This window comes from Cryobacterium sp. SO2 (genome assembly GCF_026151165.2).
In the GTDB taxonomy this organism is placed as follows: Bacteria; Actinomycetota; Actinomycetes; order Actinomycetales; family Microbacteriaceae; genus Cryobacterium.
Genome location: NZ_CP117849.1, coordinates 599,304 through 612,276, shown reverse-complemented (window position 1 = coordinate 612,276; position 12,973 = coordinate 599,304). Strand labels below are relative to the sequence as shown.

The 12,973-nt window shown below is 62.5% G+C and carries 12 protein-coding genes; all 12 read right to left on the bottom strand.

The window, feature by feature from the left end; genetic code table 11:
• Positions 1-33: 33 nt before the first annotated feature.
• Positions 34-1,512 carry an oligosaccharide flippase family protein gene (locus BJQ94_RS02795; RefSeq protein ID WP_265398043.1) on the bottom strand — a complete coding sequence of 493 codons (1,479 nt, stop codon included), beginning with the start codon at positions 1,510-1,512 and terminating at the stop codon, positions 34-36.
• The gene (locus tag BJQ94_RS02790) at positions 1,512-2,561 is read right to left on the bottom strand and encodes a hypothetical protein (RefSeq protein WP_265398044.1); all 1,050 of its coding nucleotides are present in this window, start codon (positions 2,559-2,561) and stop codon (positions 1,512-1,514) included. The genes BJQ94_RS02795 and BJQ94_RS02790 overlap by 1 nt, the downstream gene beginning before the upstream one ends.
• Entirely contained in the window at positions 2,558-3,745 is a 1,188-nt protein-coding gene (locus BJQ94_RS02785) for a glycosyltransferase family 4 protein (RefSeq protein WP_265398045.1), read from the bottom strand. The genes BJQ94_RS02790 and BJQ94_RS02785 overlap by 4 nt, the downstream gene beginning before the upstream one ends.
• Entirely contained in the window at positions 3,742-4,167 is a 426-nt protein-coding gene (locus tag BJQ94_RS02780) for an acyltransferase (RefSeq protein ID WP_265398059.1), read from the bottom strand. Before BJQ94_RS02780 ends, BJQ94_RS02785 begins: the two co-directional genes overlap by 4 nt.
• A 190-nt stretch (positions 4,168-4,357) precedes the next feature.
• Positions 4,358-5,203 carry a glycosyltransferase gene (locus tag BJQ94_RS02775; protein WP_265398046.1) on the bottom strand — a complete coding sequence of 282 codons (846 nt, stop codon included), beginning with the start codon at positions 5,201-5,203 and terminating at the stop codon, positions 4,358-4,360.
• Positions 5,200-6,318, bottom strand: a complete 1,119-nt coding sequence (locus tag BJQ94_RS02770) for a glycosyltransferase family 4 protein (RefSeq protein WP_265398047.1) — start codon at positions 6,316-6,318, stop codon at positions 5,200-5,202. The genes BJQ94_RS02775 and BJQ94_RS02770 overlap by 4 nt, the downstream gene beginning before the upstream one ends.
• Before the next feature lie 4 nt (positions 6,319-6,322).
• The gene (locus BJQ94_RS02765) at positions 6,323-7,480 is read right to left on the bottom strand and encodes a glycosyltransferase family 4 protein (RefSeq protein WP_265398048.1); all 1,158 of its coding nucleotides are present in this window, start codon (positions 7,478-7,480) and stop codon (positions 6,323-6,325) included.
• Complete coding sequence (locus BJQ94_RS02760; RefSeq protein ID WP_265398049.1) at positions 7,477-8,295, bottom strand: WecB/TagA/CpsF family glycosyltransferase; 819 nt, start codon at positions 8,293-8,295, stop codon at positions 7,477-7,479. Before BJQ94_RS02760 ends, BJQ94_RS02765 begins: the two co-directional genes overlap by 4 nt.
• Before the next feature lie 60 nt (positions 8,296-8,355).
• Positions 8,356-9,756 (bottom strand): sugar transferase, encoded by a 1,401-nt coding sequence (locus BJQ94_RS02755; protein WP_265398050.1) that lies wholly within the window; start codon positions 9,754-9,756, stop codon positions 8,356-8,358.
• Positions 9,757-9,862: 106 nt separating this feature from the next.
• On the bottom strand, positions 9,863-10,780 hold the full coding sequence (locus tag BJQ94_RS02750) for a hypothetical protein (protein ID WP_265398051.1): 918 nt from the start codon (positions 10,778-10,780) through the stop codon (positions 9,863-9,865).
• Between the two features lie 51 nt (positions 10,781-10,831).
• Complete coding sequence (locus BJQ94_RS02745; RefSeq protein ID WP_275875546.1) at positions 10,832-11,476, bottom strand: low molecular weight phosphatase family protein; 645 nt, start codon at positions 11,474-11,476, stop codon at positions 10,832-10,834.
• A complete protein-coding gene (locus BJQ94_RS02740; protein WP_265398052.1) occupies positions 11,473-12,924 on the bottom strand; it encodes a polysaccharide biosynthesis tyrosine autokinase in 1,452 nt (483 codons plus the stop codon). Before BJQ94_RS02740 ends, BJQ94_RS02745 begins: the two co-directional genes overlap by 4 nt.
• Positions 12,925-12,973 lie beyond the last annotated feature (49 nt).

Genomic DNA, 12,973 nt, shown 5'->3' with positions numbered 1-12,973 from the left:
TGCAATTCCCCAATGTTTTCTGTGGGCGTCGAGTCAGCGCGTTGCCGCGGATCGGAGTGGCGTTGGGAGCCGGATTCCCCGCTCAGCAAGGACACGGCTAACGGGCTGCCAGCGGATGGTGGCCAGCCACACGAGGGCAGCGGCAAGCCCGCCTACGAGCACCGACGCGACGTCTGAACTGCCGGCGATGGACAATCCCAAGGTCTGAGCGGCGGTGACGCCGCCGAGGCCGACCACACCGATGAGGGCTGCCCACGCTAATGGCACTACCACCGCAGACAGAAGCCTCCGCCGTGCAACGAAGCTCGTTCTGGCCATTGCCAGCAAAAGTGCCAGGAGCCCGCATCCTTGCGAGAGCACAGTGGCTGCGGCGGCCACCTGCACGTTTTCGGTCAGGAGGAAGAAGGCCAGGCCAACAGACAGGCCGGCACCCAATCCCAGCTGGGCGGCACGAACTGGACCGAAATGCCCGCGCATTTCAAGACTGTTTGCCAGGACGGTGAACGGGACTTGGAGGCCATAGCTGGCGGCCAACCACGGGACGATTTGCGCGGCTTCTTCCCAACCTGGGCCGAGCCAGACCGTCGTGAGGCTGGGCCCGAGCACCACCAGGGTGGCGAACATCGGCAGCGCCAAACTTGAGGTCAGAATCGCCGTGTCTCGAATTGCTTTGGCTGTGGTTTGTTCATCGACAAGTTTGCGCCAATGCGGTTGAACAGCCCGGCTGAGAGCTCCCGCGAGGGACGTGCTCGGGATTCCCGCCAGCGTGCCCGCTCGCGAGTAGTGTCCCAAGCTGGCCGAACCGAGCACCGCGCTGACTGCCCAGCCAGGCAGTTGTCCGAGTACGAGGAAGACGAGGTTCTGCGCGCTCACCGTCGTGGCGAACGACAAAAGCGTCCGTTGCGCGCTCCCTCCGCTGCTGGTGTATCGGACCCGCCTCGAGAGGGCTGCTCCGACGCCCAAGGTGACGGGGTAGAGGGCCGTCACCAGGGCGAGGGCCCAAGCCTCTCGCCAGGTGTAGGCAACGCACACCCCCGCGACCGATGGAACGACAAACGCGGCGACGATCACCATTGAATCCGCGAAGGGGCGACCTTCTCGACGGAGCATGGCGGACTCAATCGAGGCGATCGGTGCCAGCACCAATGCGACAGCGAGCAAGGGTACAAATTCTGTGCCGCTGGGTGCGTTCAGAGCCACCAGCCAAACTGGGCTGACCAGAAGATACCCTGCCGCAGCCATGAGCCCCCCAACGAGGCCATAAATGCGAACTCGGCCGACGTCGCGCTTCGACAATTCGCGTTCTTTCATGACGACGGACGGCAGTCCCGTATTGGCCAACAGCATGAGGATGCCCTGCAAGCTCAACGCGGCAGCGAATCCTCCGAATTCTGCGGGCGTGAATATTCGCGCGGTGAAACCGGAATAGACAATCTGCCCGAGGCCGACGACTACTTGCGCGGTCAGCGTCCAGCCCGCGCCACGTCTGGCGACATCGAAGGTGGTGGTCATCAACTCGACGGCTCCGACACGCCGTAGTAGATAAGGTCGTCTGACAGACGACGCGACCGCGCCCGTGATTCCAGCCCGCTGATCTGTTCCGCGGGCCAAACGGGCGACTGCCCCTGCGCGATTCCGCGCCGTACCCGAACCTGCTTGTCCTCGGCTTGGGCCCGAACAGATGTCGCAGTCTTCCCGCCTCCCATTTCCTCAGCTTCGTGGCCCCAAATGCTGAGCCATCCAGACCGCTCGCCGAGCTGCTCCCGATGCCAGACGTACGGCGCATCGCTCAGAAAGATCGCCAGCATGGAAAAGCTGCTCACGCTCGAGATCACGATGTCACAGCTCGAAAGGACGGCTAGGTCGCCAACCGAGTCGGAAGCGATGGACAGGGGGCGCCGACCATCGATTGTGAAGGCGTCGTTGAGCGACGCCGAGGGGGCGTCGGTGGCGAGATATACCTGCGCAGGCACCGCCAGAGCATCAGTCAGAGAGGAGGCCATGTCGACATACCAATCGAGTGGGAGCCTCTCGTTGAATGCGTTTGCGGTCACCGTGCTGGCCTGCGTGAAATCGCCGCCACGAATGTGGACACCGATTCGAACACATGGTTCCTGAGCAGACTGCAACTCTTCCGAGGCCGACAGCGCACCAGCTGCTCCGAGGATCTCGCGTTGGAGAAACGGTCGGGCTCGTCGTATGCCCAGATAGCCGCCCTGCATCCCAGTGGAATGAAGCAGAACAGGAGCACGTCGAGCCTCAATGATAGGGCCCAGCTTGAGCATCGCGTCAAAGTAGTCAGATTGGTTTATCGCGGCGAGAGATTCCTGAGATACGTCGAACTTGGGCAACGCCCGCAGCGCGAGGTATCGCGCAGAGGCGGGAGTGTGTCCTGAGTTGAGCTCACGGTCGTATCGGCGGGTGTTGATGCGCCACGGCGGATTCACATGACGCAACCCCAGTGCGCGCGCGCCGAGGTATGCCTTTGCCCAGGGGAAGACTTCGTTTCCCAGCCCGGCTCCTCGGTGGCTGATCAAACGCGGGACCGACCATCTCGTCATCTCGCTTCACCTTTCACTCGTGGGGCGTCGATGAGTCGTCGATATTCCGTGAGGTACTGAGCGGCTACAACGCCGGGTGAGAATCGGCTCCTCATCAGCGCCTCAGCGTCTAGGCCTTGCTGAGCAGCCGCCACCGGATCCGACAAGAGTGCGGTTATGGCCATCGAGATCGCTCGGGGATCACGCACGTCAACGAGAGTGCCGGCCTTGCCCTCGAAAAGAGTCCAAGCCACACCGCCAGAGTCCGCGCCAGCAACGATGGGCACGCGTGCGCTCATCGCCTCGAGTAGACACAAACCTTGGGACTCTTCGAGAGATGCGTGACAGAACACGGTCGCGTTCGCGTATTCCGTGGCGATCGCGTGGCGATCCAGCACGCCGAGGAACACGACGCCAGCATCAAGACCGTTCTCCTGCGCCCAGGCCTTCATCGCCCCACGGCCATCGAGTCCCGGACCGACAAGGTGGAGCTTTACCTCGGGCTTGACCTCTCTCACCAGAAAAAACGCCCGCATGAGTGCCTGGACATTCTTTAGCGGGGAACCATCGGCGACCTCAAGAACCACGTCATCCTTGGGGCCCGCGAGGCGGGTACCAAGCTCTAGTTCGGGGGTCGGGTTGGGGATAACAGGGATCGTCCGGCGATAAACCATTTCTTGGCTCCATTTTTTCGCCAAGTAAGGTGAGACCGCGGTGAGATTGTGAATCCTCACCCGTGCCAGATATGCCATGACCGCCCGCACCGCGCGGTACCCGTCCCGCATATGCCGCAATATGGTCAGCGGCGCATCGTGCGCCGTGACCAGGACCGGTGCAACCGCCGCGGCTTGCGCACCGAGAGCGAACTCGTAGGTCCAGTGCGCATGGACAATATCCGGGGCAAGACGGCGCAGGGCATCGCGAACACCTTTGCGCTCTCGAGAGAACAGGTCAGCGACCCGATCCCTCGCCCTCGACCGCGACGGCACCACAATCACAGTAAGCCGTTCTCCGCGGAATTCTTGCGCGTCACGAATGTCAGTGGCGGTTGTGACCACAGACACCGTGTGCCCGAGTTCGAGATACTCAATAGCCAAGGTCGGAATCAGTGGGAACGGATATCCGGCAGTTTCGATGGGAGCCGTGACGTACGGTTGCAGCAGCGAAAGCGTCGCCGGTCCGCACAGAGCAATGTGGAGCTTCAATTCTGACTCGTTCCAATGACACGGCATGGGTTGCCGGCCGCGATCGACCACGGCGGAATACTCGACGCGACTACGGAACCGGCACCGATCACCGATCCTTCACCGATCGTCACGCCCTTGAGCACGATGCTTCGCGCACCCAGGAATACGTCATTCTCGATGAGGACTCGATCCGACTCGCGCGGAGTGGGAGGACCAAGGTATCGCCGGGAGACTGTGGACGGGGGTAGAACGACGTGATGGTCGGAATCGGTTATGAGGACGCCCGCTCCAATCAAGACTCGGGCACCGATGGAGATTTGCTGCGCCGAACTCACCGTGGCACTGGTGAGACCCGTATCGTCACCGATTCTGATGACCGCGTTGGCGTTGAGTGTGCGAAGAACGACCGGACCCCGTGCTTCCAAGGTGTTGCGACGCATGTCTGCGTTTAGCACAACGTTTCGGCCGATCTCGATTGTGCTCCCCCTGGCCACGAAGAGGTGAGTTCGGCCGAAGACCAGCATCCCCTGGGCGCCGGAAATGCCTTGTCGGCGGAGGGCCACCAGCCGAGCCGACATCAAGGCAGCCCGGAATCTTCTCGCCCAAGGCCGCAAGAGAGTTCTCATGTGGCTACGCCTTTCCTTGGGGAGTTCTGCCAAGGCGACGCGCCCACCACAGGGCGTAGGTGACTGCGATTATCAAGCTCCAAGATCTTCTGTTGCTACGTTGCAGGATTCGCTTTAGAGAGGCGAAGTTCCCTCCGCCTTTGTACCCGGTAAATGCACGCCACTCTTCGATGACACCGCGAATCGGAGCGGGTTGGTTCGCTGCGCATTCGCCGAAAGTGCCCGCAGCGAGCAGCACGGGTATTCCGAGACGGGATGCCCTCAAACCGTAGTCAATGTCTGCCAAGGCATGCGAGAAACCGCCATCGATACCGGTCAGACGGTGTGCTACCTGCGCTGGCACAGCAACGAGATTGCCGTTGAAGGTGTCGACCCCCTGTACGGAGTCGGCGGGCTGCACCCGCTCGAACCGCAACGGGTGGAGCCCACTTCTATTCAGTCCCGAATAACTCACGCCCGCTGTTGCCGGTTCCCGCATCGCGCCGGCCACAATCGAGTCTGGATGCTTTTCCAAGACTGTCTTCAAGCGAGTGAACGCATCTAGATCCAAGACCACGTCGTCGTTGAGCCACACCAGCGTTTCACTGTCGCTCGCGCTGCCCGCCGCCAGGGCGGCCTCCTCGGCCGCAGCCATTCCTCGCGCCCAGAAGGCGGTGCCGTCGCCCTGGACAACGGCGATCTCAGAGGGCTCCTGCGCGAGTGCCTGTGCCGTGCCGTCGGTCGAGCCGTCGTCGAACACCGTGAACCGAACGACGACTCCTGCGGCATCGGCGGACGCCTTCGCCCGTCGGATGGCATTGATTGTTAGGGGCCTGCGATTGTGGCAGGCCATGATCACGGAAAAACTCATGCTCGACCGGCGCCCAGCGCGCCACGAATCCCGCCGAGGAAATTCATCGCCATCGCGTCTATCGTTACCTCTTCGCTGGATCGGGCGCAGCCCGCTCCCAATTGGAGGAGCAACGCCGGGTCGTCGAGTACGCGCGAGAGAGCCCCAGAGTATTCCTCCGTCGAGTCCACGGAGACGACAGCGTTGGTTCCATCGATCAGATACTCAAATTCAGGTGCGTGCCACTGCCAATTTGTCGTGACGATCGGGATTTGGGCGCTGAAACTATCGACCGCGACGAGACCCACCCGGCCGGGCATAGCAAGCACTTGAGAGGACGCCAGGGCAAGCGCCTTACTGTCCCCCGTCAGCGCCCCTAGGTAACCGAGCCACGGGAACGTATTCGCTTGGCCCTCGAGCCAGGACCGCAGCGGGCCGTCGCCGGCCACCAAAAGTCGAAAATCTGGGTTCGCGCTGTAGCAGAGTCGGGCTGCATCGACCAAGAAGGAAAGCCGTTTGGACTCGTCCAGGGCTCCGACGAATAAGGCAGTCCGGCCGCGAAGATTGTGCCGCCGATTGAACTCGTCCATCATTACGGCGGACACGCCATCGATGCTCGCCCGGAGAGCGGCGGTATCAATGGAATTCTGCACAACAGTGATCTTCGCACGGTTGACTCCCTGCGCGGCAACGGCATCTGCCCCACCTTGCGTGTATGCGAAGAACCAGGCTGCCCGTGTTGTCAGCAGCCGCTGCAGGGTCCGATCCCACACTTTGGTGGGTCGGGTGTAGTCACGTCCATGCCCCCAGAGCGCGATTTTGAGCGAGCCGGGACGTCGTGGCAGCAAGAGGCGGTAAGCATCGGCATTTCGACGCGCCTGCTCCATAATGACGAGATCGGCACCCTCAAGGACCTCCCGTGTCTTTCGCAGTACCACCCTGCGGCCCAGAATCAACCATTCGCGCTGCAGTATCGGCTCGGCAACGGTGAGGCTAGCCCCATCTCCCCGCAGTGCCTGGTCAGCGTTGGCTCTGCCGGATGCAACGGTGAGAGCGATGCCCTCGGCGGCGCACAGAGCCTGAAGCGTCTCAAAGAACGCGACTCTGTATTCGGGAATGTACTCCTGCAGGATCACTACCCTAGGCATGCGATGACCTGGATTGATCGACCATCGTGTCGTAGAGGGCAGCCATGCGCTCGAGAAACGTGCTGGCCCGATAATTCGCCAAGTAGTGTTCCCTCGCACGACGACTGAAGATGCCAACGTTCTGAAAGGCCTCGTCGAGTGCCTGGCCGAGCTCATCCCAGGTGGCAAAGACGACACCGGCGCCGGCCTCAATGAGGTCATCTGCAGCGCTGCTGCCGCCCAAGGCAACGACCATGCGCCCCGCCGACAGCGCTTCGACATAAGACTGTGGAACGCCTCCCTCCGGGCATTCGCTTGGGAAGACGAGTCCACGCGCGTTCGCGAGCGCCTGGGGGACTTCCGAGTGACTGATGGAGCCGTGAATTGTCACCTTGCCATGTGCTTTTGCCAGGACTTCCAGTTCGCCGCGAAGTGGTCCATCCCCGTAGACGTCAAGTGACTCCATGGCCGGCCAATGTCTGACCAGGTTGAGAATCCCCTTTTCAGCCGACAGCCTGCCCGTGTACGCCCACCCCGGTCGACCCGGCGCCTCCGTGACGGCGCCCAAGTCCCGCACGAAGTTCGGAATCACCTCAATTTTCTGGGGTTCAAGTCCGAATCCCTCGTACAGGCCACGCGCGCGGGCTGTCAGCAGAATGACCCTGTCAGCTCTGCTGAGCAAGCGATCGCCCGAGACTCCGCCTCGACTCTTGACGGCCAGGGGAAGGGTCGCCACCCGTGACCCGCGGTAGCACGCATGTTGGATGGCCCTCAATGCACTTGAATCTGGGCAGGCAGTGCACACTTTGCCGTCGCGAAAAAGGGTGCCTGCGGCGCAAACCGGCCGAAAATTGTGCACTGTCGCCACAATCGGTCGCTCCCACTTGGACAGCCATTGTGTTCCCCAGTTGGGGAAGAGGTTGTGCACGTGGACCACGTCTGGATTAATGGCTTCAATCTGCTCGAGAGGCGATCCCCCGCGGCCCGTGGCGACCCGTAGCGCGGCTCGCGAGGCGTAGCCGGGTGCCTGCTCGAGGTCGTCGGTTCTTGCCGCTATCACTTCGACGTCTAGGCCGAACTCGCGCATCGCAGCCACCTGTGCATCCACAACAACGTTCTCGCCACTGGATTGGCGTGAGGAGTAGTAACTGTGGACGACAGCTACCTTCATCCGCGAATTTTCGTCGAGGTGGGCGCTGGGCGCGGCTTCGAAAGTAGAGCCGTCTTGACGAAACGTGCGTTTCCGAATACGTATCGTTTCCATAGCCGCCTTGGCTCACGCGCAAAACGGTAGGCCCATTCGAAGCCAATCGCTGTCACCCAGGCCGGGGCGGGGCGAATGGTGCCAGCGGCGAAGTCAAACGCGGCCCCGATCGCTACCGCAACGATTGGCAGGCTGCCCGCGAGACGCTGAGCCTCCACATCCTGTTTGGGGGTGCCCAGGCCGACCCAAACGATGTCTGCCGCCGTGTCGCGGATGCGGGAGTCTTGCGCGGCCAGTTCTTCGGGGGAGAGGGGGCGAAAGGGTGGACTTTCGACGCCGACGATTTGCACGCCGGGGAAACGGTCGGCGAGCACCAGCTGCAGAGAGGCGAGCACCTCGGGTGTGGACCCCAGCAGGAAGTGCTTGATTCCGTGGGCCCGCCCCGCATCAAAGACATCCAGGAACAGCTGAGGCCCGCGGACCTGCCGCAGCGCGGGTGAGTGGCCGCGAAGGGCCGAAGTCCAGCCGATGGGCTTTCCATCAGGGAAATTGATCGCCGGTGCGGCGAGGACACTCCTATATTCAGGTGAGGTATCGGCCAGTGACACGGTGTACGCGTTCGCCAAGTGAACGTGCACCCCTCGTCCATCGTGCACGAGGTCAAGAATCTGATGAACGGCCCGCAGCGAATCGCTGGATACGAACTCCACCGGTCCGACCCACTGCGTGACATGAGCCTGCTCGCTGGCGCCCCTGGCTTCATTCTCGATGCTGGTACTCATGAGGGGCCTTTCAGGATCTCTGTAGCTGTGGTTCGCGGTACGGATGTGGCGGGCGATTGGTTAGTACGCGCCGTCGCGAGCCAAGACGGCCCGCGTGGTGCGCCAGAGAATTGATATGTCTCCGGTGATCGACCAGTTCTCGACGTAGAAGAGGTCGAGGCGCACACTGTCTGCCCAAGAGAGGTTGGACCGGCCGCTCACCTGCCAGAGACCTGTGATGCCTGGCTTCACCAGAAAACGTCGGTGAACGTAGGTTTCGTATTCGTCAACCTCTGTCGACAGCGACGGGCGGGGGCCGACGAGAGACATCGTCCCGGCAAAGACGTTGAAGAGTTGTGGCAGTTCGTCCAGGCTGAACCTGCGCAGAAAACCCCCGAGGGGAGTGATCCGAGGGTCGTTTCGCATCTTGAACATCACGGAGTTTCCCGCGTTGCGATCCATACCATGCAATGCGGCCAACTGATTCTCTGCGCCCGTCACCATCGAGCGGAACTTGATCATCCTGAACTTGTCACCGTTGATGCCCACCCGCTCCTGCTGAAACAAGATGGGACCCGGGGTAGTTAGTTTCACCGCGATCGCAATCGCGGCCAGTACCGGCGAAAGAACCAGGATGAACAGGGCAGATCCGACAAGATCGAAGGCACGCTTGGCAAACTGGCGTCGCCCCTCGTAGCGCGGTACCTCAACGTGGATGAGGGGCAGCCCAGCAACGGGCCGGGTGTGGATGCGGGGGCCACCGATATCGGTGAGGCTAGGAGCAACAACAAGATGCTGTCTTCCGGGCTCAAGGCGCCAGCTCAACTCCCGCATTTGCTGAGGTGACAGCTCGCCACTACTGGCGACGACAACAGTGTCGGCGCCCACAGCTGTCATCGCCTCTTGCACGTTGTCCACGTCGCCGAAAACGGGAATGTCCAAACCTGGCAAGGGGTCTGTGCCCACGCTGTTCGGAACGCAAGCGCCGACAACCAGGTAGCCCGCGGCCGGGTTGCGGGCGAGTTCGCCCGCCAGGTGCGCAGTGGAGACCCGTGAGCCTACGAGCAAAACCCGCGAGCAGTACTGACCGTCGGCACGTTTGGCGCCGAGCCAGATGCGCCAAATCCAGCGAGAAAACACGAGCACGGCCAAACCGAGGGGAAACGCGATGAGAATGTAGCCCCGGGCGAAGTCGATTTTCAGGAGGAATGCAACAATGGCGACAAGCCCAAACAGCCGTACGGTCGCATCCGCGACCTGACGATATTCCTGTGGACCGGTGCCGAGAACGCGGTAGCCACGGGTGCCGAAGATGCCGAGCATGAGCATCCAGCTCAAGATGATGCTCACCGAAATCAATGTGTAGCTCACTGCGACCACAGTGCGGTTGCTGCCGACGCCCACATTCGCCGCCGACATGCCGAACCAGGCGATCTGCACCCCGAAAACGACCCAGATGAGAACGAGGAGGTCGGTGATCACGAGCCGACCAGCGTAAACCCCGCGCCAGTCTCTGCCTACGCTCTTAGCGTTGACAGACACTCCCTCCGCTGCTAACTTGCCCATGTTCCCCCGCGTGGCACCGGCGTCACTGCCACGATGTTCCTTGATCTGTGGATCGCATGACGGCGTCGCCGGCCCAGATCCACAGCGAGCCGCCGCCGTCAGACATTGCTACATTGCCCTGCAACGCCTCCGCGGGCATGTTGACCAGGAGGCACCCTGACGGGCTACCGTCAACAGGTTCGCCCGACAGCACGGTCAACTGCACTCCCGCGCAATCCGGGAGACCGACCGTTGCTATAACGTACCCCAAATCGGTATCAGCCAAACTAACTATTCCGAGATGTTTCAGAGGGTCACTCCAAGTGGCACCCGAATCCGTGGTGGAAAGAACGCTTGTATCCGCACACACGATGGCGGCAGAGCTGTCATCATCGCTTCTTGCTGCGATGCTCACCACCGAGTCACAGGGCGCGGCCACCTCCCCGGCGGGGGTATGCACCGTGGCTCGATCGGCCGGATCGACATACCACTGGTCGGCCAACAGATCAGGGTAATTGGCGTACTCGTCACCTGCGACAAAGGACCGGACGAACTGCGGGGCACAGTCGGCCTCAGCCAAACCGACCATCTCGACGAGAGTGTCAGACAAGACAGCGAGGCTGAGCGGCGCGGTGACCTGCACGTCCGCGGTGGCGTCAGTGGTCTGCCAAGTTTCGCCGGCGTCGGTGGTGAGCTCGGGAGTGGCGGTGGCGGTGGGGCACTCACCCGTGCTGGCACGCCAGGCCGTGGTGTCGTCCAACGCCGACAGAAGCCGAGTGGGCGGGATTGCGACTGCCGCAGCAGCAGCCGTCGGAGTGGGCGTCTGGCTTGTCTCGGGCGTGAAAGTGGGGATCGGACCGGCGGTCGTGGCGGGCGTGCCAGCGGTGCGGGAGCCCAGGGCCCAGGAAATCAGGAGCACGTCGATGAGCACGAAAACCAAGACGCCGAGGTAGACCCACATGCGGCGGCGCGACGAATCGCGGGGCGCGTAACGACGGGGACGGGACATTGGTTAGTAGGTCCTCGTTGCTGCGGCGAAGGCTTCGGTGATTTGGGTGACTGTTGCGTTGAGGACGGCGCCCACGCGCGCGTACACCGCGGTGGACTGGCGGTAGGGGTCCTCGATGTCGTCGTCCTCGGGGAGAGCCGGGGGTGGAGAGAAGCCTCGGGTCGCTGCGACCTCGGCTACCAGGGCGCGGAGTTGCGTTGCGAAATCGGGTCGCGGGGTCTCGGCAAGCTCGACCAACGTGGTGGACAACCCGTCGGGATCAGCAAGCGACTCGACCGCCGCGGGCAGGAGCCTGGCGACTTGGTTGATGGTGTAGGTGTAGCGGGCGGCACGGGGGTACAGCGAGACGACCTTGCTGCGGTGCTCTCGAGTGGCCGTGAGGATGAGGTCGGCGTCTCGGATCTGCTGCTCGGTGAGCTGCTTCGACCGATGACCAAGCGAGTCGGCACCGTAGTGCTGCGCGAGCTGGGCCGCCTCGGGCGTCATGTCATGACCCACCATCGACTGAGTGCCGGCACTGTGCACCAAGACGGGCAGACCCAGAGCGGCAGTTTGGGCACGGAGCAGACGCTCGGCGACGGGAGACCGGCAGATGTTGCCGGTGCAGACCACGAGAATCGTAAACGGTGCCGCACCCGGCTCGGTCACGACTTGGACTTCTTTATCCTGGCCCGCTTTGCCTGCTGGGCACGCTCGCGGCGGGTGGGTTCGTCGGAGGTGGCTTCATCACCGTAGCCATAGCCATAGCCATACCCATACCGGTTGTAGCCGTAAGCGTCGGGCCCCTTGGTGGGCAGCATAGTGAGAACAAGACCGGAGATGGGTGCGCCGACATTCTGCAGCGACGAGATGGCGCCCTTGAGCTGGTTCTTCTGGGTGCGGCCGGCGGCCACGACGATGATGGCGCCGCCAACGTTCTTGGCCAGGATCGCCGCGTCGGTGACGGGCAGCAGCGGCGGGGTGTCGTAGATGACCACGTCGAACATGCGGTTGAACTCACCGATGAAGTGGCTCATGCGCGCGGAGCCAAGCAGCTCGCTCGGGTTGGGCGGCACGTGCCCGGCCGGCAGCACGAACAGCTGCGCGCGGCCCCAGGGCTGGATAACGTCATCGAGTTCGGCGCGGCCGATGAGCACATCGGTGAGGCCCACGGCCCCCTCGACGCCCATGTAGTCGGCAACCTTGGGGCGGCGCAGGTCGGCGTCGATTAGCAGTACTTTCGAGCCGGCGTCGGCGAGGGCGATGGCCAGGTTGGCACCAGTGGTGCTCTTGCCTTCACTCTCGATTGACGAGGTGATGACGAAGCTGCGGTCGGTGCGGCCCACGTCGAGGAACTGCAGGTTGGTGCGCAGGGTGCGGAAGGACTCGGCGCGGGGGCTGCGCGGGTCGACGTGCACGATGAGGGGCCGGTCTTGCGCCTTGGGGTCGAAGACGATGCCGCCGAGGATCGCGACGTCAGTCACGCCTTCCACGTCATGCTCGTTGCGAATGCGGGTCTCGAGTGTCTCGCGCAACACAGCTAGCCCAACGCCGAGCGCGAGGCCGATGAGGGCTCCCAAGGCGATATTGAGCGGAACGTTGGGGCTGACGGGTGCCGACGGCACGGTGGCCTCTTGCGCGCGGGTGAGCTTGACCGGAGAGATTGCATCTTCAGTGAGTGGGGTCTCGATCTCCTCGACAACGGCGGTCAGGCTCTGGGAGATGGCGTTAGCGGTGTCTGCCGCACGCACCGGGTCTGTGTCCGTGACGTTGATATCGATGATCGATGTATCGACGGGAGCTGATGCGCTGACACGGACACTCAGCTGATCGGACGTGATACCGAGTTCCAAGGTCCCGATAACCGGCAGTAGCACAATGGGCGTTGCAACCAGATCGGCGTACGTCTTAACTCGCTGAACGGTGAAGTTGTTGCCCTGGGCGAGATCAGACGTCGATCCGGTGGACTGGGTGGAGACAAAGACCTTCGCCGTGGCACTGAATTGCGGGGTCTGCGTGAGCGAATACGCGGCGGCTACACCGACACTGACAAGAGCAAGAAGGACTATCAGGACCCAGCTCTTGCGCAGGATACGAATGTAGTCGCGAAGTTCCACTCAGCGGCCTTTCCTTAGTGCTTTGCCATCGTCTCGAGGCCGGATCTGT